The following is a 26,409-nucleotide window of genomic DNA, read 5'->3' on the forward strand; positions in this document are numbered from 1 at the left end:
TGGCTGATTTTGCTTTGCAACTGCATTACATGTACAAAAATTATACCAAAATAGGATTAAGTAAACATTACCTCAGCTCGTTAAGTTTATTTGCGCGAATTGCAAATCTGTTATCAGGAATAAATGTCTTTTAACCAAAGAAGAAGTATTTCTTCTGAATTCCTGTTTTTAATGTTTTTTCTATTTTTGTCTTTCCAGCGCTTCAATTTTCCATTTTTTAACCATTCGAGAATTTGGGGATGAATATAACTTGTTTTACAGATAGTTGGCGTATGGCCTAATAAACTGGCAACTTCTAACAAACTATTTTTTATGTGTTTCATGCGTAAATTTTTTACTTCGAGTAATTTAATAATTCGTGTAAAAAATTCTCGCGTAGCAATCCAGGTTCTAAAGTCTTTGGCAGTAAAATGATGTTGCGTCACAGAATATAAATATTCATTTATATCTTGAGAGGTAATCATTTCGATTTCCTTTTGCTCATTGTAATATTTAAAAATTTCATACCCTGGGATTTGGCCGCACTGCTTTAAAATTTGAACTATATTTTCCTCTTTGACTTCGAAGTTCCATGGATGCTTATTTTTTCCTAAGAATTTAAAAGAGACCGCATTTTTCTTATGTTGCATATGCTTTTTTCTCAGAGTGGTAATTCCATAAGTTTGATTTGTCTTAGCATAAGTACTATTTCCTATTCTCACAGAATAATTGTCCACTAAAAAAAGAACCGAACAAATGATTTGGATTTTATTAAGTGATGGTGGTTTATGAATCTCTTCGTCAATTTTCTTGCGTAGTAAAGGAAGAGAAGAACCAAATTCCAATAAAGACTTAAATTTTTGCTCCTGCCTTATTTGAGTCCATAATGGATGATAAATATACTGCTTCCTGTTTTTGCTGTCTCGTCCTACGGCTTGAATATGTCCCTTTTCATGAGGGCATATCCAGACATGGGTATAGGCAGGGGGTATCGCTAATGATTTGATACGCTCCAAAATTGTTGGATCGGTTATTTTTTTACCTTTTGGGGAGTAGTAAACAAATGTTCTACCTTGCCTTTTCCTTTGGATTCCACCTATGTTTTTTACATACACCAAAGAAGTATTATTATTCATATTCATGAAATTCTTTTTCAAAATGAGGGCTATTTTTTTGCTTCAGTTTATTATAGTGCAATTTTTATAGCTTTATTTCATGGCAATAACATAACTAATGTACTTGAAATGGATGAAATAGAACAACCTAACCCCTGAAATAATCCTTTTAGGATAAAATAAGTCAGCTTATTTGGTGATTTATCCAATACTTACTAAAATGCTTTTTTAAGGAAAAAACGCTTATGTCCTGGAGGGCAATTTTCAATTACCCCGAAGATCTCATAACCGTGTTTTAAATAAAAATCTTTCGCCTGCCAATCAAATGTATCGGTATGAGATAGTGTGGCACCCTTAATTTTGGCTTCTTCCTCAATTTTATTGAGGAGAATAGAGCCTATTCCCTGTTTGCGAAATTCTGGAGCTACATAGAATTCGCTAATGTAAACCATTTGCCAACATGAAAAAGCGTTGATGCCAGCAATAATCAAACCACTTTCGTCCTTTATATGGTAATTAAGGGGTATGTAATCCATTTTAGAGGTATATTGAACTTTACTCCTATTAAATTCACCCAGCGTATTATCGATATATTCAATATCATTTTCTGAACTTTTTACAATGTTGCATTTCACCTGGTGCTCACTCCAGTATATTTAAAGTCATAACTCTTACCTTGATCTGTCATTGGCTCGTATCCTTTATAGATAAATCTCGAATTGATATTTCTATATATTTGATTCGTGATGTGCAACTAGTTATAGTCGTACTAAGTCGAATCTCAGTAATATATTTTACACCATGTCTGAGAAAATCTATTGGGTTTATATTTTGCGATGTAACAATCAAAGTTATTACACAGGATATACAGATAATCTTGAAAAACGTTTTCAAGATCACATTGCAGGTAAAGGGAGTAAATATACGCGAAGCTTCAAGCCGCTCTCAATTGCCCAAAGTTGGGAGATCAAAGGTGATAAATCAATCGCCATGTGCATAGAGCGTTATATAAAAAAACTTTCTAAAGCTCAAAAGGAACAACTAATACTCAATCCATATTCTGATACTTTTATAAACATTTTGTCCCATGAGTTTTTTAAGCAAACGGTGCTCGCTTGATTCCGAAACCGTTCCACGCAGTGCATAGGCCCTGGCCTTTCCTTTTGTTTTTTATATAAATAGGCATAAGGCCTGGGCCAATAGATATCCATATTTTGGGGACAGTGCTTTTAAATTTTGAAATAATCAGGCTTATTAGACAATTATGTGTTATACTTCAACTTTGGTTTAGTTATGAACCATCTATTATCTTCTTATTGCCTATCATGTGAAATTTCATTTTTATTATTAATTTCTTAACTTTATCTAATAGTCATTTGGAAGCATCTTTGGCTATTTGGTAGGATTTTTATGAACGACAATATCTGTCATTATTGTTTAGAAATTAAAGATTATTTTTCAATAAGAGGCCAATACCGAGTTTCGAAGGGAAAGCTCCTTTGCTATCGTCTATGTCTTTCATGTTCTAGAAAACTAATTGGGATAAATAGTTATTCAGATAAAGAAAGTCGTCATATTTTTTTAACTACTGTAAAAGATAACGCTAAAAAAAATCCCTTATATGTTGATAGTTAATCAAAACATCAAAAAACATTCTCAAGAGATTGGTTTAATTTATGGTTAATTTTAAGCAAGCAGATTTGTATAGTTTACTCCGACAAAGAGTGAATGATCATTTTAAAAAATTGAATATTTCTAAACACGGTGGTTATGCCGTCACGATTAAAAGCATCCTTTTAATATCAATGTTATTTATTCCCTATAGCGTACTATTAATGGGCAGCCACAGTACTCTAACTATGATTTTACTTATAGTGATTATGGGAACAGCAATAGCCGGTTTGGGTATGAGTGTAATGCATGACTGTATCCATGGTTCATTTTCCTCATCACCAAAGACAAATACTCTGTGGGGGACGTTCATATATGTGATTATCATAGGTGGAAACCCGATTTGTTGGAGGCTACAACATAATGTTCTGCATCATCGATTCACTAACATTTATGATATTGATGAAGACTTAAATCCTTATGGATTTATGCGCTTTTCTCCTCATGATAAACAGAAATTAATTTTTAAGCTTCAACATATATACGCTATTTTCTTATATGGGATGACTACGTTAATCTGGGTGTTGCATAAAGAATTCGCTCAGTTGAAAAAATATTTTTTAATGGGTTTAATTAAATCAAAAAAACAATACCGGCGAGAACTTGCTTTTTTAATAGGTTCAAAAACCATTTACTTTACTTATTTACTTATTATTCCTTTACTTTGTTTAAACATTAATTTTTTTCAGTGGCTGATAGGTTTTATCATGCTGCATGCTGTTACAGGACTTATCATTGCGGTGGTGTTCCAGCTAGCACATGTAACTGAAGATACAGAATACCCAAAGCCTGACAGGAATAATAATATCTATCATGATTGGGCAAGTCATCAAATAAAAACCACATCAAATTTTTCCCCAAAAAATCGTCTTTTAACCTGGTTTATAGGCGGTTTGAATTATCAAATAGAACACCATTTTTTTCCGACTATTTCCCATATTCATTATCCCAAGATTTCGAGGATTGTAGAGGAAACCGTTAAAGAATTTGGACTCAAATACCGTAGTTATCCAACGTTAGTCCCTGCAGTAAAAGCACATTTTAAGCATCTCTATAATCTGGGTCATAATTAACCATCACTTGGTTTATTTCCCTATGGGTCAAAATACTGAGGCGTGTACCTGTTTAGGAACTTCGAAATGTCTCCTTCAAGAGACCCTCTTTGTCAGGAATGATAGACGCCACAACCCATTACAAAGCAAAATAATGACATCAATGGCTGTATTGTGAATAAGGTACAGGTTCATCAGGAGAAGACAATGCTCCAGATGAACCTAAACGCTTAATATTAGATTATCAAATGAGGACAAATTATCTATGGCGTCCGCGCGAAGTTTTATTTATTTTCTCTTGAGCCATATTAACTTTTAATGGGCGTCCTTCTAATGCTTTCCCATTCATTTCTAAAGAAGACTGGGCATCCTGTTGGGAACTGAAGGTGATAAAGCCAAAACCCTTGGTTTGACCGGTAATGTGATCTTTAATTAACACAAGCTCGTCTACCTTACCATATTTAGAAAATTCTGCTTGTAACGTTTCTTCGGTAATGCCAAATGGTAAGTTGCCTACATATATCTTATTTTGTTTCATTGCCGTTTCCTTAAGTTGTTACGTACAATGATCTTAAGAGTAGGCATCGATAAATAAGAAAACCTAAAGGATATTGCGCGCTTTAATTAAACTACGAGCAGGTATCCTAACATTTAAGGGGTTAATAGGCAATTGACAAAATAGACCGAACCCGCTCTTAAAGATTTTAAGGAGTTCTTTTGCATTGCCACCCAAGACTGTGTTGTTGATATCTTTAAGTTTTTCAGCAATAAATTTTAAAATCATAATATTTAATACTTTGCAGCCTACTTCAATCCGAATAATGATTCTTGTAGGGTATCGTAATTAAATTTGAACCCGCTCTCGAGTAACCTTTTCGGCTCTACTCGTTCAGAATCCGTTAATATAACAGATGACTCGCCGAGGAGTATTTTTAAAACTGACTCGGATAGAGGTACTCCAGGTCCCGATTTGACTAATCTCAATTCGTTCAACATTTCAGAATTACGACATGGCTGCGGGGCGGTTATATTTATTGCGCCGTCCATAATCGTGTCGTTGTTCGCAATAAATTCAATCGCTTTAGCAACATCTTTAACCTGTACAAAAGGGACGTATTGATTCCCAGAACCAAATCGACTGGTACAGAAAAAACCAGCGTATCTATAATAGGGTAAAAGACCACCTCTATTGGATAGAACATGCCCAATTCTTAAATTAATCACATTGCAATTCGCTTTTTCAGCTCTATTTTCAATTTCTTTACAGACTTCTACTCTGAATTTTGTTCCAGGCTCACCACCGAATACTGGTTCACTTTCCTCAGTCAAAATTGAATCGCCAGCATTTCCATAAAATCCAGCTGCTGAAGCCTGGAGATATTTTAATGGCTTTTCGCTAGCATTTTCTATGTTACGAATTATTGTATCTATTACTCGAAAGCGTGACTCTGCTATATCCGCTTTTACAGAAGAGGTCCATCTTTTAGCGCCTGGATTTGCCCCACTCAAGTTTAATATGATTGAATTTTTATCAATTAGATCGGACCAATCTTCATCAATGCCTCTGACTTTGACCCCTTCAATATTAATTAATGTATTCGCAGAACGGCTTAAGCAATATACCTCATACCCTTTTTTAATAAATTCCAAACATACCTCTTGTCCGATCATACCAGAGCCACCTGCTATAATGATTCGTTTATTCTTCACAACCTCTGTTTTGTCGGCTTGAAAATTACCATAATAATGCAATAAGGTCCCTATCATCGGGAACGAGACTTTACCATCAAATTTCCAACCTGTTTCTGTTGGTTTTTCGGTCCACTCTGATTTTGGTAATAAAAATGTGGGTAATGGCAGTTTGAATGAATCAAAAATTGTTATGCCTTGCGATTCATATTTTAACGATTTATCGGGTTGAAGCTCTATTTTGTAGATAAAGCGAAATGCTTTATCTAAAATACCACCAATGCCTTCACTTAAATACATTTGTTGGTTAAACCCACGATAAAGCGAGTGTGTTGTTGTATATGTTTTCTGTTGTGGCGTGTTATAGCCAAATACTCTGTTCCAACGTTGTACGTCTTTAGATAAATTGACTACTTCTGCGTAAAATGGTTGCTTGTTCATCTCACTGGGGAAGCCAGCAAGCGCTCCGAATATCTTTGCAAAAGATGTTGGCTTTTCTACAGTAACAACGCCTAAACCACTGCCTCCTATACTTGAAGTTTTAAATTCTTTTATATGATTATCAAGTAAATGGAAGTTAGGAAAAACCCTGGCAAATAAAGAGGTTCGCGCATCATCGGTTATGGATAATCGTGGAGCCTGCCAATATGCTGACTTTTTTGAGCCGCCCAAGCTGAAGGATACTGCATGTTCAAATATAAGTCGTTGCAACGATGGAAGAAGGGTAGTTGCAGAACGCATAACTCCATTTCTTAACATTCTAAGTAATGGATTTTTAACTTGCCCTACTGACGCGATCAAATCCGCAACATTTTGAACTGTTTTAGCACGTGGTTTTCGTTCTTGTTCATATTCAGAGATACCTTGTAAATAGTCTACTCTGTTCAGCTTGGAAGCCAAGCAAGCTGCATCTTCTATGCACAAGCCTGCTCCTTGTGCAATATTTGGAGCAGTAGCATGAGCTGAATCCCCCATTAATACAACTCGATTATCCCGTGATGTCCAGGGAAATTTTTCAACCCCTTTAATTTTAGCAATATCCGTTCTTAGTATTTTATTGGTTAAGTTAATTAATTCTTCATACGCAACAACTGTATCTCCAGAGTCTGTACGAATAGGTTCCCATTCCCGAACCAAATTTTTCAGGAATTCCTTGGTGTCCTGGTTTACTAACTCAACACCATCAATTGGCGATAGGTATGGGTGATTTTTTTGTGTTTTAATCGCAATAAACCAAAAAACATGGGGTGGTTTAAGCGGAACATAACCAAAGCGAACCTCATGATTTCCGTATTTTTTGGATTGGCAAGTTCCCCATGTTTCAAATGAGGTGGACCACCATTTATGGTTTGTATTTACAGGGAGCTCAGTATTTGCACGAAAATACGTATAACCAAGATCTGTTTCAAGGACTGGCGGTTTTTCTAATTCAGACATGAGACAATTTCTGATTTTTGAATGAATGCCATCGCAAGCGATTAATAAATCTCCTTTATAGGATTTATTTCCATCAATATTAATTACTATTTGCTCATTATCTCTTTTGTATTCACAGATTTTTTGTGATGTAATAATTTCAACATCATCTCTATTTTTTAAACCCGCTAACAAGAAATTTATTAAATCGTCCCGGTTTAAACATTGAATAGGAAATCGATCACCAAAGTCATCATTCGCTCTTGCCAATATCTTTCCATTGGAATCTCGGTAACTGGGGGGTGGCATGTTATAACCAAATTGATCAATAAATTTTTGGTAATTGGGTATATTCCTCAATACACTCTGGCTTGGCGGCCACAGACCTATTCCACCACCTATGCTTTCCTGATTGCTACTCTCCGATCGAGATTCGAATAGTGTTACATGAATTTTAACTTTTTTATTGCCATGAATTAATAAATTAGCCAAAGTCAATCCCGAGATCCCACCACCTACTATTAGAACATGAACTGATTTAACCACAGTTATCTCCCTCACTATTCAGCCAATCATTCGTACATAAAATATACATGAACCATCATAATTTGCTAGTACGTTAAATAAATGTATTTTCTTCGACGCATACAAAGAATTTATTGCGTTTAGAAGCGGAACAATCTACGAATGTGCAAATCGAAACCCAAGCCATTTTTAAAAGCATCTGTATAAAACTTAAAACAGAAATGATGTTTCCATTGCTCTCATCCCGCAACGGGTCATTTGGATAAATGGGAAAAATAGAATTTATTATATACTTAATGTTTTCATAATGTACATTTGGTGAAATAAATACAAGCATGATTGATTTAGTTTTTAATTTCATCGCTCATGCAGTGCGGCGAGTCTTCTCCTTAGGTAAGCTGGAGAACTGGTAAACCATACTTAGTTTTAATCAATAAACGGGTTTGTCGCTGAGGTAATTAATAAGAAAAAGCATTGGGGTCAGGCTCGATACACTCACTACCTATGGGGATATCAAATAGATAAATATTTAAAAACTGGGGCCGTGATATATTCTGCACACACTATTTTTTCACAAATGACATTCCCGTCTGGATGCCTTGGTTAAGTAGTTCCTCTCCTTCATTTAATAAGGATTGACTCTTTTCTCCTCCACTTCCCTTTTTCTGCAAAATCGAATCTAAGTTTTTAGGCAACATAGATGATGCGAACTGCATAGCAGCATCTGGACTAAACATACCTCCTGAAGGGGCGCTCATGGAAACACCTTGGTCATCACCTGGGGATTTGTTTTGATCCTGGTTTTGACTCTGTTTTTGCCCCTGTTTCTGTAACATCTTTTCAGCCTCATCCATTGCTATCTGGGCGGCTACTACTCCGACTATCTGGGCCATAATAAATATCTTTTTAAGAAAGTACTACATATAATATAGCACAAATAATAAACAAATATAAATTTATCGACACTGTAATACAGTTAGGTTCAATTGATTGAAGTAAACGTAATTACTGAGATTAAAGCTAAAAATCTGTTTATGATATTCAAAGTGAACAACGATGCATGCATTTTTATATTCATGCCAAGTAAATCCTGGTTGCAAGCACAACAGGCTACTCTAGAAAATAGGAGCTAATTTGATAATTTATAAAGGTTTTTAATGGTCTTATAATACATAGATACTATTGGTAATAAGCTAATCTTCGGGTGATAAAAATTAATGATGCCAACATTTACTGAATTACAATATTTCATCGAAGTTTCAAAATCGTTAAACCTGTCTAGAGCTTCGGAAATACTTGGTATTAGCCAGCCATCACTGAGCCTCGCAATCAAGCGTTTAGAGCGCAGCGTTGGTACAGAACTTTTAATTAGGCATCAACACGGTGTTGCATTAACCCAGAGTGGGAAACAATTACTTGCTCATGCGAAAAAATTGCTAAATTATTGGCAAGATACCAGAGCGCTAACCTTGGCCTCCAAGGTTGAAGTGCAAGGCTCCTATACATTAGGTTGCCACCCAACGGTTGCTATAGATATTGTGTCGGGGTTTTTACCTAATTTACTAGAAACTTATCCAAAACTGGAAATCCATTTAAAAAATGACCTTTCACGACGAATTTTAGAACAAATAATTGATTTTAAAATTGATATAGGCATTTTAGTGAATCCAGTGAAACATCCCGATTTGATCATTAGTAAACTATGTAACGATGAAATGACTTTCTGGAGCATAACAAAGAAAAGGAAAATCCACGACGTCTATTCTGGTGAGGCAATTGTTTTATGTGATCCCGATTTGCAACAAACTCAAACTTTATTAACCAAAGGAAGAGATCAGGGATTTATCTTTGATCGTATTATTACTATGAATAGCTTGGAAGTTGTTGCAAGCATGACTGCTAATGGTTGTGGGATTGGTATATTGCCAACACTAATGACCAACACCTTATATCCTAAAAAACTGAAACAGATTATTGATGCACCCGTCTATAGCGAGGAGTTGTGTTTAGTGTATCGCAATGAAATAAGAAGTATCCAAGCGATTCAAACGATTACGACTGCTATAAAAAACTATTGTAATAAATAGCAGATATAGAGTAAACGCTATGGTGAAGATAGAATTATCCTAATTTACTTAATACCCATTGTCAGTAAAAATACACTCGCTTTATATGGAGATATGTTCAAACACAGGGATTAATTATGAATCAGGAAAATATATTAACTGAACAAATAGATGTGGCAAATTTGCAATTTACATCCGCAGTAAAGAGCAAGTTAAAGGATTTAACTAGATGGAGTGAAGATGCCTTGGAATGGCTGATGGTAGAACATTATCAATTTTCATTACGCAACCCATACTTTTTGGCTATCGCAGCAAATACCACGAAACAATTTAATCAAACCGCTGTTTTTGATGAGCTGGATCGTAATTATAATGAAGAAGAGAATCACGCCAAAATATACAAAAAAGCATTATTTGAGATAGGAACAGATGTAGAACAGAGAGTTGAGTTCAATCCAACAACTGAATTCTTTGATAAAATAATGCAACTCATCTCGACCTGCCCCTCTTGCACGCTAGGTGCCATGTATGCAACCGAAACAGCCGCTATATTTGAGCATGAAGTTTTTAGAGATATATCCCAACAGATAGCATACAAACGAAATAAAACATGGGAAAAGGCACGTTTGAAAGCGTTCCACGATATGCATTTGAGTGGAGTAGAACAAAGTCATAAAGATGAACTTGGAAAATTCGTTAACATTGAAACCATAACCAACATGAAGATAAATACTAAAACTTCCCTTATAAAGTCTATAGACAAAAATAAAGTATTGAGTGGAGCAAAGCAGGCTATTGATGCCATGGTTATTTGGTGGGATACCTTGCTAAATCATGCAATTAGGATGTAGCGCATTATGAAAAACACATTGCAATATGAAATGAAATCAGGAACAGATCAACATCATAGCCTTACTCAAATAAGCGCTTTAAGAAAACAGGTTTGGCCTGATTTTATTCGTATTCCGGATGAGATTATTTTCAAACTATATGCAATCTATCCTGATTTTCAGGTGAGCATATCCAGTCCGGATACAGACGAACTTATTGGGATAGCCAATTCCATACCTCTCATCTGGCATGAATCTCTTTCCAGGCTTTCTGATAATGGCCTGAGTTGGGTAATGAATGAGGGAATTCATCTGCGGAAGAGCAGTGATGGAGCCAATATGTTATGTGCAATATCTATCACAGTCGCAGAAAATTATCGCAATAAAGGTATTAGCAAAATGCTTCTTCGACATTTAAAACGGATTTCGGAAAATAAAAAATATACCCACTTAATTGTACCAGTCAGGCCGAGTTTGAAAAGCGCTTATCCACTCATACCCATGATTAAGTATATAGAATGGAAAAATAAAGACGGCTTGCCTTTTGATCCATGGCTGCGGACTCATACATCCCTGGGAGCTCAAATAATAAAGGTATGTGAGCGATCGGCTTGTATTACCTCCTCAATTGAACAATGGGAACGCTGGACCAAGGTACCATTCCCTGGCGATGGCAACTATGTGATAAACGATGCATTATCACCGGTAAAAATTGAATTTGATAATAATACTGGAACCTATATAGAACCTAACGTTTGGGTTTCTTATCCTATAAATCATACTGGTGAGGTTCAATGTGAATAGATCGATTCATCTAACGAGGAGAACTAATTTTCCTGAAGATCCAATTGATAAGATTTTCGCGCAAGTTCCATGTGTTGATCAAGAGCGACAGAAAACAGGGTTGCCAGCCCTTATCAATTTGACTATAGGGGAACCTCATCTCAGCATCAACAGCGCAATTCTAGAGGATTTAAGCAACTATTTAGATAAGCCAGCATCAGGTTTAGCATTTCATTATCCACCTCTATACGGTAGTCAAGCTACTTTAGAAGCGATTTCAAGACTGTATAAGTCTTATTATCCTCAGGTTGATTTTACAGAAAACGAAGTAATGATTAGTAATGGTGCTACCCAGGGACTTTGGAATGCATTTAATATTTTAATTGACGAAGGTGATGAGGTTTTAGCATTTGAACCATATTACAGTACTTATGAAATACAAGTGAATATGCTTGGTGGTAAGCTGATTAAAATTCCCACGCAAACTGATTATTTTAAACCAACTGGAATAATGTTGGAAAAAGCCATATCAACCCATTCAAGAGCCAAGGCACTTATTCTTAATTATCCAAACAATCCTACTGGAATTGACTTAACTAAAACTGTAGCAATTGAGATAGCGCAAATAGTACAAAAATACTCTCATCTAAGTATCATCATTGATGATGTATACCGAGAGCTTACATTCAAAGAACATATAACTCTTCTCGATGTTGACCCATCACTAAAAAATAGATGTATTGTAATTAATTCTGCTTCAAAGGGATTAATAGGAGCACCCGGAATGCGAGCGGGTATGATTGGTGCTAATACTGAATGGATAAGGAAAATGGCAGCCATTCAGGCCATGACCGTTAGTAGTGTTTCTTGTTTAACAGAACAAGTCCTGATTGCTGGAATAAATAGCAAATTATCCGGTTCATCTTCCTATACAGACTGGATAAATAAATCTTTGCATGAATATACCTATAACATTAAATATTTATCTCAACAGTTAAAATTAGCGGGCTTTAATATAATTAATGGCGGAAATGGATTTTTTATTTTAGCAGATGCAAGTTTTCTGCTGGGCCTTACTGTTCCTGACACCATTACCTATCAATTAGAAAACGCTAATGAATATTATCTTTGCAACATTCAGCAAAAGATTGGTACTACTGTCTTGAAAAACGATTACGATATTGTCTCTTATTTATTACATACTGCAGGAGTAGCACTTATTCCCGGTTCCGCTTTTGGGATTAGTGAAACCAGCGGATATATACGATTTTCATGCGCCAAATCCCTGGACTCCATAAAAAAAGCTACATGGAACATTCAAGCATCCATTAAATGCATTGGAATGAGGAACAAGCATGTCAATAATTAATTTATCTAGAGATAATCGTAAAATAATATTTTTATCTTCTCTGGGCGGCGCATTGGAATTCTATGATTTTATCGTTTATGTCTTCCTTGCCAGTGAACTGAGTCAATTATTTTTCCCCAAATCAAATCACTTAGCTTCCTTGATGGGTGTATATGCAGTCTTTGCTCTTGGGTATCTAGTTCGTCCTTTGGGAGGAATAATATTTAGTCATTTCGGCGATACATATGGCCGTAAAACAACATTTGTTATCACCTTAATATTAATGGTGTTGCCAACATTTTTGATCGGTTTACTTCCTACTCATGAAACTATTGGTATCGGGGCTCCTGTTTTACTTATTTTATTACGCTTGATGCAAGGCTTATCGGTAGGTGGTGAAATCCCTGGCGCAATTACTTTTGCGGCAGAACATGTGAGTCCAAAATATCGCGGACTGGCCTGTGCAATTATATTTTTTGGAATTAATTTTGGTTTGGTTCTAGGTTCGGGGATCTGTGTTTTATTAATGATGACTTACTCACATGAACAGATTTTATCGTGGGCCTGGCGCCTTCCCTTTCTACTTGGTGGCATACTAGGAATTATCAGTATTGGGCTACGTAAAAAACTGACAGAAACCCCTGTTTTTAAATTATCCAATCATGCAGTACGACCAAAATTTCCCATATTTGAATTATTCCGTAATTACCGATTGGAATTATTTCAAGGAGTTGCTTTAACTTGGCTTGATGCGGTCATAACCTGTCTTTTATTTCTTTACCTGCCTACGTATTTAACTTCAATATTACATTATTCAAAAGAAACTATTAATATCATCAATACGTTTGCTCTAATTCTTAGTTCCATTCTTTTTGTTGGATTAGGATGGCTATCTGATCATTTTGGGAGACGAATATTTTTGCTAATCGGCTCCTTTAGTTTTATTTTTTTGGGTTATGCGTTCTTTTACTTATTAGCCCTACAGCAAGTTAGCTATGTAGTGATTGTCATGATAGCAGTAAGTTTATTGAGTGCATGTATTTCCGGAATTTATACTTGCACGATCATTGAATTATTTCCTACGACCGTGCGTTATACAGGAATGGCTCTCTCATATAATATTGGATATGCGATTTTTGGCGGGCTAACTCCTTTAATTGCGACAAGTTTGATTGATATTACTGGAAATATTTTGTCGCCAAGCTTTTATTTAATCATTAGCGCTATTGTCTGTTTTTTAGGCGCTCTTAGTCTTAAAAACAAACAGAATATAGTACCAATCCTACATTAAGAAAAATCAATGGGGTCAGACTCTATTGATTAAATAACCATATCAATCTATATGGATTGATACTAGAGACATGCTTAATTACTCGCAAAATCTACGGGAAGAAAAAAGAGTTTTTACAAGCTAATCGAGCCTGACCCCATTTGCAATAGATTTTGTCTATGGGGTCAGGCCTTGAAATTTGAATTTAGGTTAGCACTAGAAATAAAGTGCTCAGATTACCTTATAAGAAATCGACTATTATCGGGTTGTATTATTCAAGGATAAGTAAAATACTCAAAAAAACTAGCAAAAATTTTTAAAATCAAAATTGAAGGCCTGCCCCCATGGACTCCTATAAATCTAGTTCAACATCAATGCGCTACTCCAATTAACTATATTCAAACTCCTACTAAGTTAAAAAAATTGGGCTTTCCTAATTAAGATTAAATAAGCTTTATAGCGACTTTGTTTCGATTCGTCCAAATATCATTTAATCCCCGATAACTTTCTTTACTTGGGTGTAAATGTCCACGGTTTCTACCAAAATTAGAAAAAATGTTTTGCTCCACCAATTTCAATCGAGCGTCCTCTTCAGTATTGGCCCAAGTATCCTGGCCATTTTCAAGAAGATTTTCATACCCTCCAATATCTCTAATTATTTCTATTGTTTCCTTATCGATTATTCGTAATCTATAATGATTCATTTTTAACTCCAAAGATTAATTCATTCTCCTTTTAGTTTATATTAGCTTATTTTAGATACTAACGATTAATGAACAACTGGAGTCTGAAAAAAATTGAGAGAGTTGATCCTAATCCGTCACAATTACTTCTACAGAACATTTCCACGTTAGGGGACTGGAATTAATCTATTTTTACACGCTCATTGGAGCTGAAATACCCTAGTACAATGTGAAAGAAGCAGAATTGTGATCACAATCCAAAACAATACCCCAATCGCGAAATTTAATAATTCTTTGATTCACCAAGGTATAAACAGAGTTTTAGTACTATAGTTATAGATACATGTAGTTCAAGGAGAACAATCATGCTGGGTACAATATTACTGGTTATTTTGATCCTTGTTTTAATTGGGGCCTTACCTAGATGGGGGCATAGCAGAGAATGGGGCTATGGACCCGTTGGTATAATTGGGCTTATTTTAGTAATTTATTTAATATTACTTTTGATAGGGCGTGTGCCTTTTTAGAATCTTAACTCTAAAAGAAAACCTACCTATCGAAGGAATTTGAATTTAATTATTGCTGAGAGCATTTGAATTTTAATAATAATTCTTTGCTCTTGCTGGAAGATATTTTGCTTGTAATTAAGAAGATTATATATAAAGAATAATCGAAAAATGCTGCGATAAAAATAAAGCAACTGGTCGAGTGCAACTTAAATGAAATTTCTATTAAGTATTGTCTCTTCCTGGCAAAAAAATAACTTCATTAGGGCAACCAAATACTATCGTAAAACCATAAAGCGAATTCATTTTAATTGGAGCACTCCTTCTAATGAGTCCCTTCACCAAGTAAAACATAGCTTTTTAGCTTGCGTGAAAATTGAATCAATACCTCGATACCTGATTCTTCTGCTTTTTTGCACCACTGGCTTAATAATTCAATTAATTCTTTTTGCGAGGATACTTTTTTTAGCCATATCTGTTGCAATGCCTGGCGATAATTATAAACAAGCCGTAATTGTTCGAAGTGATTTAATAAAGCTTGCAAATGGTAGTTTGTTTTTGTGGTTTCTTGGCGTAATAGCCGTTTAGCACCTTTAAATAAATACCATCCATTTTTATTTTTAATATGGCTGCGTTTTTCATTTTTTAAAATGGGCACAATGACCCATTTGTAGTAATCGGACATTACTTGGAATCGGTTACTAATGACTGCCTTTACAGTATTTAAATCAACATAGTGTTTGGTATTATCCCTAGCCAATTTGGGAGGACGCTTTTTCACCTTAGCAAGTCCTAAAAAAGATAGAAAGCGTATATAAATCCAGCCCAAATCAAACTCCCACCATTTCACAGCAAATTTAGCCGAAGAAGTGTATGTGTGATGATTATTATGAAGCTCTTCCCCACCTATTAGAAAACCTAAAGGAAATACATTGGTTGATCTATCAGGACATTCAAAATTGCGATATCCCCAATAATGACCTACTCCATTAACTACTCCCGCTGATATTGGAATCCAAATCATTTGTATTGCCCAAATAGTAATCCCAGGAAAACCAAACAGCAGCAAATCAATTAAAAACATAATTAGTATTCCCTTATGGGAATGTCGAGAATACAAATTACGCTCTATCCAATCATTGGGAGTGCCAAATGAATATTTTGCTATCATCTCTTTATCTTTTGCTGCTTCGCGGTATAACTCAGGAACCTGCCAAAAAACCTTTTTTAAACTAAAAACCTGAGGGCTATGCGGATCACCCTTTCTATCTGTCGTTACATGGTGTTTGCGATGAATAGCAACCCATTCCCGGGTTATCATGCCCGTTGTTAACCAAATCCAGAAACGAAAAAAATGACTCACTATTGGATGCAATATTAAAGTGCGGTGACTTTGACAGCGATGCAAATAAAGAGTTACCGCAGCAATAGTGATTTGAGTTAGAACCAAGGTGGCTAAAATATATTCCCAAACTGTTAGGTTTAAAATACCAAAAATCATAGGAAAACTCCTTTCCCTTACTTCCGTTGTTAGCATAGTGCATTAACATCGGATTTAACCTGATTCTTATTTTCTGCTTAACTTAATACTACTCCACAATATGGTACGCGTAAGTGCTTAAGACTAATTTTAGTCATAAATTTAATAGGTACTTTGCCAATGAACAAGGAGAGGTATTTGAATAACGAAGTTCCATTAAACTCTCAATATCTCTTTTCTCGGTACGACTAACAAATTAAAAAGAGAAGGCTTTCCCTAGACACAATCTACTTCTTTAATTATAGCACCATTCTATGCGCCATAGGACTCATGATAATGGATATTTTCGAATAATAGGAATTCCTGGAATCAAACAGTTTTGTTAACTCATAAGACCTGTTTGCAACTTGCTGGCGAATGATAACAATCCGATTAGTGATTTTTCCTCTGAGCCCATTAAACAGATCAAGACTCGGCACAAGAAAGGGGACTCTATTGTTCCAGGTATCTGGTGCGTACTGTGCTTGAATTAATACCTATAATTAATCCAGAAGATAAGAATGCATACTATACTTAAAATGTAATGATTAAGTAGGTTTATTATGAAAAAACATCCTTTTCAAAAAGGGATTGAAAAGTCCAACGAGAAATTAAAAGAAACTGATTTAGGCGTTTATAATCAATCAAAGAAAGAAACTGGTCTCCATCGTGATAACCATAAAAAAGGCAAAAAAAGATAACTCCTTGTTATCTAACCGCGGATTTGTCTGAATACTTAAAGCAGTTTGCAAATCAGCCATGCAAAGAATGACCTTATTGATCCAATTATACGCATCCCAGTTAATATTTCAGTAACATTAACTGTTCATAATTTGAGCTACCAAATTTAAATTAAGGCAACTCATTATGTTTACACCCATTGAAAAAAATCGAAAGCAAGAACACAGTCGTTTATTAGAAAATATAACGGAATTACATTCCCGCATTTATGCTTGCAGAAGCACCGTGCTAACCTCTCTTAAGAAAGAAAATCTCGAACCAACCGAGCTAAAAAGTTTGCAAGACATCAACTGGAATTTATTTATACTGGAAATGAACAGTGGCTCTCAAAGAGATCAATTGAAACATTGTCCATATCTTGGTAATGCAGCACTTAATGCTCATGTTGAGCAATACGAAGAACACAGTGAGGCGTTCGGTTTGATATTGCAGGAAATGAATGGGCTCAATTCTATGAGTGGAACTAAAAACAATGCTGACAACTGGTTCGATTGGGACTATTCAGAAAATGAATCCAGTGAAGAATCAGTTAGCTTGATGAAATAATTAACAATAATTCATTTTGAGGCTATTTATTGACACAAGCCTCTTGAACCGTCCGGAATTTCCGGATGGTTCTAATTTCTATTGATCCCTTTGAAAATATAAACAATTATTCCACTCATCTTTTTATGTTGAAAATAAAAAATTACTAAAGTGGGAGCTTAATTTATACGATGTTTGTTATTCTATTATTCCTTATTACTTGGATTGTTGCATTATGAGCAAATATGGCACAAAATTTAAAACAATAACTACCCAGCTCGCTACTCCTTTAGAGGAAATAATTAATGAATTAGGACAACAATCGGAGCTGGAAGAATCAGAACTCGAACAATTAGAGCAACCCCGCTTAGAACAAATAGAGCAATTAAGCAATAACCGGCACAGTATTTTTTATAGATTGAATCATGATGAAAAACTGAATAATGGGGTACTTATCGCCATGCTGTCAGGCATACTCCTCTTTACGGTATCGCTTTGTTCTCAAGATAATAATCGCGCTATAACAGGGTTAACTATTACCTTGGCTGCGTTCTTTTTAAGGGTTGTAATCGAGCTCATGGAAGAAGCCATGGAAAATAATCATGGCAGCTATGTCTATCAATCGCACTATAGGAATAGGAATTAACTTATTTCCCCAACTTTGAGCAATTGAGAGAGGTTAAAGCTTCGAGTTATTTACTAACCTTACCTGAGAGATTATCTTAAAAAATTGTTTAAGATAATCTCTCTAATTTTTTAAACACTCATAACCTAATCCAATGAATAAAGCGTTGCTGGATCTTCATCCCACTCCAATTTAGATTTAGGCTGACATTGATTATCCTTATTCGATTTAAAAAAACAAAATGCATCCCGAACATCTTGAGAAATAGTTTGAAATGAATCTATTTTTCTTTGAATGGATAATTGATCATCTGATGCTGAATTTGAAATATCATAAGAAGGTAGTTCAAATTCGGAAAAATCGTCTGATGAACGAGATAATTGAGACTCACAATCCGAATCCATATTTTGGAAAGAACAATACATCCAATTTCTTAAATGACGATATAAAGGTTTGGACCACAATAACTGTCTATATTTACCTTTTTCAAATAAGGCAATATCAGATATATCTTCCTGAGATAATGGTAATTCTGGCATGGGAGCACCTAAAAAAGCCCATCCAGAAACTGTCCTTGTTACTGCCATAGAACTTGGCATTGTTGCCTGTAAAAATTTTTTTCTTGCTTCCTCGACCCCAGCTTGATCAATTACGCTATAAATGCATTCAATTGGAGTTTCGTTGTCTTTATTTTTTAAACCTGGGTCTGCTCCAGCGGCTATGAGTAATATAGCCGATTGCAGCAACTGATTAGTATAAATACTGGTGAGTATGGCTGCAATGGCATGGAGCGGCGTATTACCTGAATTACTTTTTAGATTCGGATTAGCACCTTGTGATAAAAACAATTCAACTAATTCGGGTGATGAGACCGCATAAGCTAAAGCTGATTTGTTATTTTCATCTACAGTATTTACATCTATTCCTTTATCCAAATACCATTTAATCGTATCAATCACTGCTGCTTTTAGAGTTTGATTTTGTGCTCCTCCAAAAGAGTTGCCAAGAAACTCTTCTTGGGCAATTATTGACGCAAACTTTACATAAAGAATAAATTTTTCCTGGTCATTTTTTGCTTTATTCATCTCTACTTTTAATTTGGCTTGTGTTGATAGGTAACCAAAAGCTTGATCTTTTTTTGTTCTTCTAATCATTTATCTGACCCTATAGGGATAAATTAAGTTAAATCAAAATGGAGCATAATAATTACTCAAATATTAAGCTTAAATAATTTCTGTCCCTGATAATATATTTACCAGTCCAAGATGATTAATAAGCTATGAATAAAGAGGTAAGGTATGGAGTTTGCAATTATTCTCTTTTTCATAACACTTTAATGACGAATGATGAGGTATCGGAGATATCTGTGGATTTGTTTTATGCTTTTTTCCTTCATGAAAATCACTAGCGAGTCCTAAATCGACATCATGTATCCCAGGCGTTTCACAGAATATTTCCACGATTGTTTTTAAGAGTTGGACCTTTAAGGTTCTTATGGTTTTTAAAGGCCTCCAATCGCAATAATCATCATTCGTCATTCACTTCAAGAATTCCCTTCTTTATGCCGCAAGTATATTTATTTTAATTTTAATATCAATAACCTATAAAAAAAATCATAGAAAATAAGTTCCTTAATTAACTGATTTATTCTATTTCATTTAGAGGCTTCCCAATATCCTTTATGTTCCACAAAACAATCGCTTAGAAACAAACAATTCAAGCCTGAGACAATGACCTGGTAAATGCCTTTGCAATGATGCCAGAACATCAGCTAAATGACCTTAAAGATGTAGAAGTTTCCTATTATGGACGTCCTGATAAATTAAGTATTTATGATACTACGAAACAACCATACCTTATTTTGGAATAACTCACCGCATATTGGAAATAGCTAAAGAAAGTAATCAGAGCGAAAATATAGCTAACTTAAGGGATCTTATAGAAACATACAAAAAGAACCTGGATAAGCAAGTTAACGAAGAATATGACAGTCAACTAGAAATCAACATTGTTTAGGCTGCCAGGCCTTCTAACAATAAAATTAACAAAAATCCAACGAAAAAACATACAGTAATAGATGGAGTTTCACGAACTTCATGAGCTTCAATTAAAAGTTCTTCTGTAACAAGATAAAGTAACGCTGCCACACCAAAAGATAAAATTACATTGGTAACCGTTTGAGGTAAATGAATTAACAAACTTGCACCAAGACCTGCACCAATCGGAATCAAGATTGCTAAAATAAAACTAGCTAACAAACGGATAGGTACACTAACTTGCCTTGCTCCTAAAGTGGACGTGGTCGATAATCCTAAGAAAAAAATTTCAATGGAAAGGGCTATAGCTATAAGAACTCCTCCTCTTTCGCCCGCTAAAAAAGAGACACCAATCAAAATACCATCTACTAATAAATCAATTCCAACTGCAGTTAATAACCCCCATGATACACCGTTTTTTTGTTGTTCGAGATCTTCTAATCTACTGGTAAACCATTTTAAGAACAACATTCCAAAAACACCTAATGAAAAACCAATAATAAGCGCAAAAGGATCGTGATAAGCACCAATTTTGGGCAGGAGTTCTTTTGCTACTGCAGCAAAAACAACTCCAGCAGCAAAATGTTGCGTGGCGCTGGTTATCTGATTACCCGGCTGATAAATACTAGCAATTCCCCCCCCAATAAACATTAATGCAGCAGGCATTAAAGAATATAGAATAATAAAGGTGATTGATGGAGCCATAGCCGTTTTTTGATTAGGGTAATAGTTCCAGCATAGTGAAACATTCAACCTGATTCAAGTACAATAGAACTTCTCCCATAGCCGGTAAATTGCTGTATCAGGAGTGCATAGGCTCTAAACGGAACGTTTTTAGGTATCTCTGCCCAATTATTTTTTTATTGTTACAAGCATACTTACCCCTTGAACATTGCCTTTCCTAACCAAAAAAAACACACATCATGTGCCATTTTTTTTGAATTTTTCGCTAAAATCCAAGATTCAACTTCCTGACAAATATCACTATTTATAGCTTTTTTATTCTGTTGTAGAAAAAAAGCAATTAGCCATTTCATCTCCAGGCTCCCTTGATCAGGTAATTGGATAGATGTTGTTTTAATTTCTTTCTCAAAAGGTATATGCAAATTAAGTAATGCGGATTCTATATCGTCCGCAGTATAAAATTGCTCGTTTTGATTTCCTATATATGCCTTGAAGTGGGATTGAATTTCATAAATTCCACGACGTCCTCTTAATACAATTAAGCCTGACTCTCCACATTCTGCTATTTTCCTAACCATATAGGGTAAATCCAAAGACCAATAAAGGCACTGGGAGGCGATAACCCAATCAAAATATTCATCACCTGGATGTTTTAAAAAATAGCTTTCGGCAGTGCCGGCAAAGGTATTCATTTGAACGGGAATAGAAAATTGATTTTTTGAATACTCTAATAAAGCATCTCCACTTGGCTCCACACCCGTTATAGTAACTTTTGCGGGCATTCTACAGGCATAAGTATCAATTATTTTTTTTATTAATGCGCCATCATGGCAACCTAAATCCAAAATATTTAGCTGATGCGAGGATGGAGAAAATCGAGTGCGCATTAAGTTAATCAGTATGGATTTTTCACTAGCATTAGCAAAATAGGTTTTGAAGAACTCACTGCTATCATACATAGACATGTTTATTTTTCCTTATTCTTTAGGGTCAATATAAATAAGCTTGGTTTGGTGGCTGCAACCAATTGCTCTTGGAATAATTAACCCCCACAGTTTCGATGAATTGAAAAGATAAGGCCTTGCGTGAACAGCTTGAGTAATTAACTGGGCTGCAATGGACAAAATTACCATGAAATAATAATGCATCCCCTGCCTTAACTTCTAAGGGCGTATAACAATAATTTTCTGTGATAAAATCAGGAATATAAACATCATTGAGCGGCTCAAATTGTCTGGTTTTAAGTTGATGACTTACCCGTGAAACCCATTTCAAAGGCCAATGGTTGCTACCCATAATTCCATACATGCATGCATTTTCTATACATGCATTCTCCAAAGCCAACCATAAAACAACTACAGAGGTAGGCTCAGTGTAAGCAAATGTTGATTCCTGATGCGGCCTCACTTCACTACCTGAGCCATAAGGATACTTAGGAATATAAACACTCAGATGACAAATTGGCCTTCTATATCCTATACCCTTCAAAATCGTCATCAGCATGGGGTTCCGATACACTGTTTGCTGCATCATTGAATACTTTTCTATGAGATGCATGCCATGCCCAATCCGATTAACTACTCTTACATTATCTATCACTTCATAAAATACATGTCCTTTGTGATTTGAGGCTTGAAAATAGGGCTGTGTTACATATTCTTTAGGCTCTGATTCTTGCTTTAAGGGGTTTTTAGAATAAAAACAAACGATTTCATTATCCCAGTTTTGAGCAATATCCAATTCTGCATCGTGTTGTATCAGTTCAATTTCACTCAATAAGCCAGTTAGTTCTGCCTGATTAATATAATCTTTAAGAACAATAATGCCATTTTTGTCATAACTGCAGACTGCCTGTTTTAAATCAGATTGCAGATCATAAAGATTATATTCTGTTAACGCATTTGAATTAGCGATAGTTTTCATCTTTCACCTCATTTATAAACGGACATATGACTTTTATATCCAAGTCAGGATGCTTTCGTCGCATTACTGTGTAATTTAAAGGAAAAATTACAATTTCTGTTGACGCACTCGCTTCCGCATTAATGAGATGACCACCAAAAAGTTGAAAATTATCACTACCTAAAGCTGCATGGATATGTACAAACCAGCCTTCATCACTTAAGGTTACATTGCCAGTCAAGGATGCAATTTCGTAGGTTTCCTGAAACAATTTCTTGGTATGTTGTTTGGTATCACGATGATAAAAACCCATTGTGACATTGGATAAAGCACCAATACCGCTGATACTTGCAGATTTTAAATTAACATAAGATGCATAATTTATTATGCTTTTAAATAAGTCCTCCCCTTCTTTTAGACTTAAAATATACGGGGAACATTCGTATTGACGCATGATAATGGCTCCTATTGTATAAACAATAAAAGCCATCACCAAAAATCTTCTAAAGACAGGGTTAGTCAGGATGACTTAAGAGTACCAACCCTAATGATTTTCTTAATGTAAATTAAATCAATTTGAATTCAGCATGTCAAGCAAGATGAGTGTGATGGTTTAAACGTGGGATTATTCTGGAAATCAGCGTAATCATGGGGTCAGACGCGATGGATTAAAATAACCATTTCAATCCATCGGGATTGATATTAGAGACCGGCATACACTCGCAAAATCTATGCAACGATAAAAGAGTTTTTACCAACCAATTGAGCCTGACCCCATTGGTCCATAAGTGGCTTATAAACGCTTTTGCGACAAAACCAAATTATGCGCCTTCTTTGGGAACAGCCTTTTTGTTAGATTTAGGTGATGTTTTTTTCACGGTTTTTTTGGCGTTTGTTTCTTTTGCAACTGCCACGTCAGCAGCTTTTGAGGTTTTTTTGGAAGTTGGTTTTTTTACGGTTTTTTTCGCAAGCTTTTCACTTTGAACGTTGTTGTTGCTTTTTGCCTGTAGAACTAAATTTGCTTTTTCTTTTAATTTACGTCTTGTGGCTTTGAACTCTTCTGTACGAATTTTAGCAAGCTCCTTTCGATATGCCTCACCAATTAATACGTTTCTCTCGATTTTTTCAGATAATAATGCGTATTTTTTCAGTAAGTGTCGTGCATTTTTAGCCTGCTCTGTGGAGTCAATTTTAGTTGGAAATTCCTGAATCTCAGCAGCAATTTTTTTAATTTTTGTTAACTCCATTGGAGTTGCTTGTTCCATGATAAGTCTCCCTTTTGATAGCAGTAAAAAAAGTATAGTCTATGGTTGGGAGGTCTTCCACCTGGAAAAACACCATACCTTCACTGCGGGCAAATCCTGGCTGCGAGCAACATGGTTACGCTTAATACACTAACTGAGTTATTGTTATCAAAGTACATTTTAAAGAGTATTATCGCAAAAAGTCCCGAAGACTTTCATCAACTTCTCACTTAATTGCTTGTAGTTCTGTCGTATTCGACACACCATTGCCATGCAACGCAACATGGGTGAGAGTAGGATGGGTCTCTTTAACCCTAATATTGCGGCAATGCCTTCTCGGCGCAATTGATTAAATTGTAAATCCAATAGTCTTAAATTACTCTCGAAAATTTTTAAAATCCCGATTCTCACTGCTTCAATTGCTAGATTTGGGCACAATTTTCTGAATCCAAATAAATCACAAAGCAATCGGTCCATTCAAAGGCTGATACCTTGATTGGTTAAGGTAGATTGAATCAATTTTTAGATAACAAACTCTTCATGATAATCCATGTAATAAAACCACATATGCCAATCAATATTACAGCAGGGATAATACTGTGTAGAGGCAAAAATAATATGGCAGAGAGATTTAAAACGATTGCTAAACAAGGTACCAAGAAGGGAATTCTAAATATTTCAGTACTAATTTTCTCTTTTTTTGCATTAAGTTTAATTTTTATTAGAGCCATGTTACTTAATGAAAATACTATCAAAACTATTGCGCTTGTAGAACTTGCCAGATCGCCCAAATTACTTGTTGATACCAAGCAAAGTACTATTGGAAAGATCAGAAATATCGCAGTATAAGGGGTATGAAATTTGGAGTGAACCCTCTGTAACAATTTCGGTAAAAGTTTTTCCTTTGACATCCCATAAAGCAGACGCGATGCGGTAATGTAATTTAATAAAGCTGAATTGGAAACTGCAAAAATGGCAATAATTGAAAACAAAGATTTGGGAAGAACAGGAGAAGCTTTGCTCACTACATCTAATAAAGGGGCTTCAGAGGTACTCAATTCACTCCCTGGAATAATCGTTGTCGCTACCCAACTTACTCCTAAATACATAATCCCCGCAATTCCAACAGAGGATAATATGGCACGAGGTAGATTCTTTTTGGGTTCCTTAACTTCTTCTGCAATATTCGCCATATCTTCAAATCCTGTGAATGCAAAAAAAGCTAAAGCTGTTCCTTGAAGCACATCACCTATTCCAGGCGTTTCTGTAGGAGTGGCAATAACGTGGCTATGGTGTGTTGCCAAGTACCAAAATCCACAACCAAGCACTATCAGTAGGCCACTTACCTCAACTGAGGTACTTATTATATTAGCCATTGAGGATTGTTTGATACCGCGTAGATTAATTAAGAGTAAAATAAGCAAAAAACCGAAAATATCTAGCCTACCGGGGATATTAAATCCTAAAGCGCGCAGATATCCGGCAAATGCATGCGATAAAGTTGACATGGAGAGAACCGTAGCACAAAAGAGTAACAAACCTGTTAATATCGAAAACCATTGAGTACCAAAAGCCTCATGAATATAAATAGATACTCCACCGCTTTTAGGAAATCGATTCCCTAATTCACTATAAGATAGTGCGGTTAATGAGATAATCCCCATTGCAATAGCAAATGAAAACCAAGTTAATGAACCTGCATGACCTGCAATTTTCCCTACAAGGGCATAAATTCCGGCCCCAAGAATATCACCCACACCATATATAATTAAAGCACCTAAACCAAGAGCTCTAATTAATCCGGATGAAGAGTTTTTATTCATTTCAAGTCCTTTTAGGAATAAGAGAAGTCACATAATTTAACATTAGGCTCACTTATTTGTTTGCATGAAGTAGAGCCAAGATATAGTGCGCCCTGCGTATAGACACAATTATATAGCATCGAAGAATAATGTCTGCATGTAGAGACAATTAATGTTTATTGATATAGGCAATAAGCATGTTTTGTATATAATTCCTCTTCATTCTTCAGTTTACCGAAAATTACAAATTAATGAATCAATCGAGTCTGACCCCATTGATCGATCAACTAAATAAACCCGAAATAAACCCTTTGAAATTCGAGGTGAATATTCAGCTTCTATTGTAGAGCGAATAAGTTGTAAGCGTACTTTTAAATTTGTCTAGAGATATTTATTCA

At 35.4% G+C, this 26,409-nt stretch carries 25 protein-coding genes; 11 read left to right on the plus strand and 14 right to left on the minus strand.

Annotation, left to right across the window (positions count from 1 at the left end; all coding sequences use genetic code 11):
* Positions 1-113: 113 nt before the first annotated feature.
* A complete protein-coding gene (locus FOLKNPGA_RS16660) occupies positions 114-1,121 on the minus strand; it encodes a DNA topoisomerase IB (protein WP_232890223.1) in 1,008 nt (335 codons plus the stop codon).
* A 188-nt stretch (positions 1,122-1,309) separates the two neighbouring features.
* Positions 1,310-1,729, minus strand: a complete 420-nt coding sequence (locus FOLKNPGA_RS16665) for an N-acetyltransferase (protein WP_220471042.1) — start codon at positions 1,727-1,729, stop codon at positions 1,310-1,312.
* Positions 1,730-1,895: 166 nt separating this feature from the next.
* On the opposite strand from FOLKNPGA_RS16665, the gene FOLKNPGA_RS16670 reads away from it, so the two are divergent.
* Positions 1,896-2,213, plus strand: a complete 318-nt coding sequence (locus FOLKNPGA_RS16670) for a GIY-YIG nuclease family protein (RefSeq protein ID WP_182350943.1) — start codon at positions 1,896-1,898, stop codon at positions 2,211-2,213.
* Positions 2,214-2,770: 557 nt separating this feature from the next.
* Complete coding sequence (locus FOLKNPGA_RS16675) at positions 2,771-3,838, plus strand: acyl-CoA desaturase (protein WP_182350944.1); 1,068 nt, start codon at positions 2,771-2,773, stop codon at positions 3,836-3,838.
* A gap of 238 nt (positions 3,839-4,076) precedes the next feature.
* On the opposite strand, the gene FOLKNPGA_RS16680 is transcribed toward FOLKNPGA_RS16675, so the two are convergent.
* The 3 genes from FOLKNPGA_RS16680 to FOLKNPGA_RS16690 form a co-directional block, all read right to left on the minus strand.
* Positions 4,077-4,355, minus strand: coding sequence for an RNA-binding protein (locus tag FOLKNPGA_RS16680; protein WP_182350945.1), 279 nt, complete (start codon positions 4,353-4,355; stop codon positions 4,077-4,079).
* A gap of 266 nt (positions 4,356-4,621) precedes the next feature.
* Positions 4,622-7,468, minus strand: coding sequence for a DUF1731 domain-containing protein (locus tag FOLKNPGA_RS16685; protein ID WP_182350946.1), 2,847 nt, complete (start codon positions 7,466-7,468; stop codon positions 4,622-4,624).
* Between the two features lie 542 nt (positions 7,469-8,010).
* Positions 8,011-8,340 (minus strand): hypothetical protein, encoded by a 330-nt coding sequence (locus tag FOLKNPGA_RS16690; protein ID WP_182350947.1) that lies wholly within the window; start codon positions 8,338-8,340, stop codon positions 8,011-8,013.
* Positions 8,341-8,664: 324 nt separating this feature from the next.
* On the opposite strand from FOLKNPGA_RS16690, the gene FOLKNPGA_RS16695 reads away from it, so the two are divergent.
* From FOLKNPGA_RS16695 to FOLKNPGA_RS16715, 5 genes are all read left to right on the plus strand, one after another.
* Positions 8,665-9,534: a LysR family transcriptional regulator gene (locus FOLKNPGA_RS16695; protein WP_182350948.1), complete on the plus strand. Its 870-nt coding sequence runs from the start codon at positions 8,665-8,667 to the stop codon at positions 9,532-9,534.
* A 116-nt stretch (positions 9,535-9,650) separates the two neighbouring features.
* Positions 9,651-10,364: a DUF3865 domain-containing protein gene (locus tag FOLKNPGA_RS16700; protein WP_182350949.1), complete on the plus strand. Its 714-nt coding sequence runs from the start codon at positions 9,651-9,653 to the stop codon at positions 10,362-10,364.
* 6 nt (positions 10,365-10,370) lie between these two features.
* Entirely contained in the window at positions 10,371-11,147 is a 777-nt protein-coding gene (locus tag FOLKNPGA_RS16705; protein WP_182350950.1) for a GNAT family N-acetyltransferase, read from the plus strand.
* Positions 11,140-12,495 (plus strand): pyridoxal phosphate-dependent aminotransferase, encoded by a 1,356-nt coding sequence (locus FOLKNPGA_RS16710; protein ID WP_182350951.1) that lies wholly within the window; start codon positions 11,140-11,142, stop codon positions 12,493-12,495. The genes FOLKNPGA_RS16705 and FOLKNPGA_RS16710 overlap by 8 nt, the downstream gene beginning before the upstream one ends.
* Positions 12,482-13,765 (plus strand): MFS transporter, encoded by a 1,284-nt coding sequence (locus FOLKNPGA_RS16715; RefSeq protein ID WP_182350952.1) that lies wholly within the window; start codon positions 12,482-12,484, stop codon positions 13,763-13,765. The genes FOLKNPGA_RS16710 and FOLKNPGA_RS16715 overlap by 14 nt, the downstream gene beginning before the upstream one ends.
* A gap of 422 nt (positions 13,766-14,187) precedes the next feature.
* On the opposite strand, the gene FOLKNPGA_RS16720 is transcribed toward FOLKNPGA_RS16715, so the two are convergent.
* Entirely contained in the window at positions 14,188-14,448 is a 261-nt protein-coding gene (locus FOLKNPGA_RS16720; protein WP_182350953.1) for a hypothetical protein, read from the minus strand.
* 347 nt (positions 14,449-14,795) lie between these two features.
* Between FOLKNPGA_RS16720 and FOLKNPGA_RS16725 the strand changes: the two genes are divergently transcribed.
* The gene (locus tag FOLKNPGA_RS16725; protein WP_220471069.1) at positions 14,796-14,954 is read left to right on the plus strand and encodes a DUF3309 family protein; all 159 of its coding nucleotides are present in this window, start codon (positions 14,796-14,798) and stop codon (positions 14,952-14,954) included.
* 304 nt (positions 14,955-15,258) lie between these two features.
* Here FOLKNPGA_RS16725 and FOLKNPGA_RS16730 read toward each other — a convergent pair whose 3' ends face one another.
* On the minus strand, positions 15,259-16,434 hold the full coding sequence (locus FOLKNPGA_RS16730) for a fatty acid desaturase (RefSeq protein ID WP_182350955.1): 1,176 nt from the start codon (positions 16,432-16,434) through the stop codon (positions 15,259-15,261).
* 581 nt (positions 16,435-17,015) lie between these two features.
* Here FOLKNPGA_RS16730 and FOLKNPGA_RS16735 point away from each other — a divergent pair.
* The 3 genes from FOLKNPGA_RS16735 (at position 17,016) to FOLKNPGA_RS16745 (ending at position 18,364) form a co-directional block, all read left to right on the plus strand.
* The gene (locus tag FOLKNPGA_RS16735; protein ID WP_182350956.1) at positions 17,016-17,153 is read left to right on the plus strand and encodes a hypothetical protein; all 138 of its coding nucleotides are present in this window, start codon (positions 17,016-17,018) and stop codon (positions 17,151-17,153) included.
* A gap of 166 nt (positions 17,154-17,319) precedes the next feature.
* Positions 17,320-17,739, plus strand: a complete 420-nt coding sequence (locus FOLKNPGA_RS16740; RefSeq protein WP_182350957.1) for a hypothetical protein — start codon at positions 17,320-17,322, stop codon at positions 17,737-17,739.
* A gap of 214 nt (positions 17,740-17,953) precedes the next feature.
* On the plus strand, positions 17,954-18,364 hold the full coding sequence (locus FOLKNPGA_RS16745; RefSeq protein ID WP_182350958.1) for a hypothetical protein: 411 nt from the start codon (positions 17,954-17,956) through the stop codon (positions 18,362-18,364).
* Positions 18,365-18,489: 125 nt separating this feature from the next.
* Here the strand turns inward: FOLKNPGA_RS16745 and FOLKNPGA_RS16750 are convergent, their stop codons facing one another.
* From FOLKNPGA_RS16750 to FOLKNPGA_RS16780, 7 genes are all read right to left on the minus strand, one after another.
* Positions 18,490-19,497, minus strand: coding sequence for an ankyrin repeat domain-containing protein (locus FOLKNPGA_RS16750; RefSeq protein ID WP_182350959.1), 1,008 nt, complete (start codon positions 19,495-19,497; stop codon positions 18,490-18,492).
* Positions 19,498-20,355: 858 nt separating this feature from the next.
* Entirely contained in the window at positions 20,356-21,084 is a 729-nt protein-coding gene (locus FOLKNPGA_RS16755; protein WP_182350960.1) for a ZIP family metal transporter, read from the minus strand.
* 173 nt (positions 21,085-21,257) lie between these two features.
* On the minus strand, positions 21,258-22,028 hold the full coding sequence (locus tag FOLKNPGA_RS16760; RefSeq protein WP_182350961.1) for a class I SAM-dependent methyltransferase: 771 nt from the start codon (positions 22,026-22,028) through the stop codon (positions 21,258-21,260).
* A 25-nt stretch (positions 22,029-22,053) separates the two neighbouring features.
* Positions 22,054-22,986, minus strand: coding sequence for a phytanoyl-CoA dioxygenase family protein (locus FOLKNPGA_RS16765; RefSeq protein WP_182350962.1), 933 nt, complete (start codon positions 22,984-22,986; stop codon positions 22,054-22,056).
* Entirely contained in the window at positions 22,970-23,419 is a 450-nt protein-coding gene (locus tag FOLKNPGA_RS16770) for a PPC domain-containing DNA-binding protein (RefSeq protein WP_182350963.1), read from the minus strand. The genes FOLKNPGA_RS16765 and FOLKNPGA_RS16770 overlap by 17 nt, the downstream gene beginning before the upstream one ends.
* 367 nt (positions 23,420-23,786) lie before the next feature.
* Positions 23,787-24,230 (minus strand): hypothetical protein, encoded by a 444-nt coding sequence (locus FOLKNPGA_RS16775; protein WP_182350964.1) that lies wholly within the window; start codon positions 24,228-24,230, stop codon positions 23,787-23,789.
* Between the two features lie 494 nt (positions 24,231-24,724).
* Positions 24,725-26,032, minus strand: coding sequence for an APC family permease (locus FOLKNPGA_RS16780; RefSeq protein WP_182350965.1), 1,308 nt, complete (start codon positions 26,030-26,032; stop codon positions 24,725-24,727).
* Between the last annotated feature and the right edge of the window lie 377 nt (positions 26,033-26,409).

The sequence above is a fragment of the Legionella sp. PC1000 genome, from assembly GCF_014109805.1.
Classification (GTDB): Bacteria; Pseudomonadota; Gammaproteobacteria; order Legionellales; family Legionellaceae; genus Legionella; species Legionella resiliens.

Bases quoted from the DNA above. Each gene is read 5' to 3' on its own strand.
- FOLKNPGA_RS16660 (WP_232890223.1), bottom strand. From the start codon at position 1,121: ATGAATATGAATAATAATACTTCTTTGGTGTATGTAAAAAACATAGGT.
- FOLKNPGA_RS16670 (WP_182350943.1), top strand. From the start codon at position 1,896: ATGTCTGAGAAAATCTATTGGGTTTATATTTTGCGATGTAACAATCAA.
- FOLKNPGA_RS16675 (WP_182350944.1), top strand. From the start codon at position 2,771: ATGGTTAATTTTAAGCAAGCAGATTTGTATAGTTTACTCCGACAAAGA.
- FOLKNPGA_RS16680 (WP_182350945.1), bottom strand. From the start codon at position 4,355: ATGAAACAAAATAAGATATATGTAGGCAACTTACCATTTGGCATTACC.
- FOLKNPGA_RS16690 (WP_182350947.1), bottom strand. From the start codon at position 8,340: ATGGCCCAGATAGTCGGAGTAGTAGCCGCCCAGATAGCAATGGATGAG.
- FOLKNPGA_RS16695 (WP_182350948.1), top strand. From the start codon at position 8,665: ATGATGCCAACATTTACTGAATTACAATATTTCATCGAAGTTTCAAAA.
- FOLKNPGA_RS16700 (WP_182350949.1), top strand. From the start codon at position 9,651: ATGAATCAGGAAAATATATTAACTGAACAAATAGATGTGGCAAATTTG.
- FOLKNPGA_RS16705 (WP_182350950.1), top strand. From the start codon at position 10,371: ATGAAAAACACATTGCAATATGAAATGAAATCAGGAACAGATCAACAT.
- FOLKNPGA_RS16715 (WP_182350952.1), top strand. From the start codon at position 12,482: ATGTCAATAATTAATTTATCTAGAGATAATCGTAAAATAATATTTTTA.
- FOLKNPGA_RS16720 (WP_182350953.1), bottom strand. From the start codon at position 14,448: ATGAATCATTATAGATTACGAATAATCGATAAGGAAACAATAGAAATA.
- FOLKNPGA_RS16730 (WP_182350955.1), bottom strand. From the start codon at position 16,434: ATGATTTTTGGTATTTTAAACCTAACAGTTTGGGAATATATTTTAGCC.
- FOLKNPGA_RS16735 (WP_182350956.1), top strand. From the start codon at position 17,016: ATGAAAAAACATCCTTTTCAAAAAGGGATTGAAAAGTCCAACGAGAAA.
- FOLKNPGA_RS16740 (WP_182350957.1), top strand. From the start codon at position 17,320: ATGTTTACACCCATTGAAAAAAATCGAAAGCAAGAACACAGTCGTTTA.
- FOLKNPGA_RS16745 (WP_182350958.1), top strand. From the start codon at position 17,954: ATGAGCAAATATGGCACAAAATTTAAAACAATAACTACCCAGCTCGCT.
- FOLKNPGA_RS16750 (WP_182350959.1), bottom strand. From the start codon at position 19,497: ATGATTAGAAGAACAAAAAAAGATCAAGCTTTTGGTTACCTATCAACA.
- FOLKNPGA_RS16755 (WP_182350960.1), bottom strand. From the start codon at position 21,084: ATGGCTCCATCAATCACCTTTATTATTCTATATTCTTTAATGCCTGCT.
- FOLKNPGA_RS16760 (WP_182350961.1), bottom strand. From the start codon at position 22,028: ATGTCTATGTATGATAGCAGTGAGTTCTTCAAAACCTATTTTGCTAAT.
- FOLKNPGA_RS16765 (WP_182350962.1), bottom strand. From the start codon at position 22,986: ATGAAAACTATCGCTAATTCAAATGCGTTAACAGAATATAATCTTTAT.
- FOLKNPGA_RS16770 (WP_182350963.1), bottom strand. From the start codon at position 23,419: ATGCGTCAATACGAATGTTCCCCGTATATTTTAAGTCTAAAAGAAGGG.
- FOLKNPGA_RS16775 (WP_182350964.1), bottom strand. From the start codon at position 24,230: ATGGAACAAGCAACTCCAATGGAGTTAACAAAAATTAAAAAAATTGCT.
- FOLKNPGA_RS16780 (WP_182350965.1), bottom strand. From the start codon at position 26,032: ATGAATAAAAACTCTTCATCCGGATTAATTAGAGCTCTTGGTTTAGGT.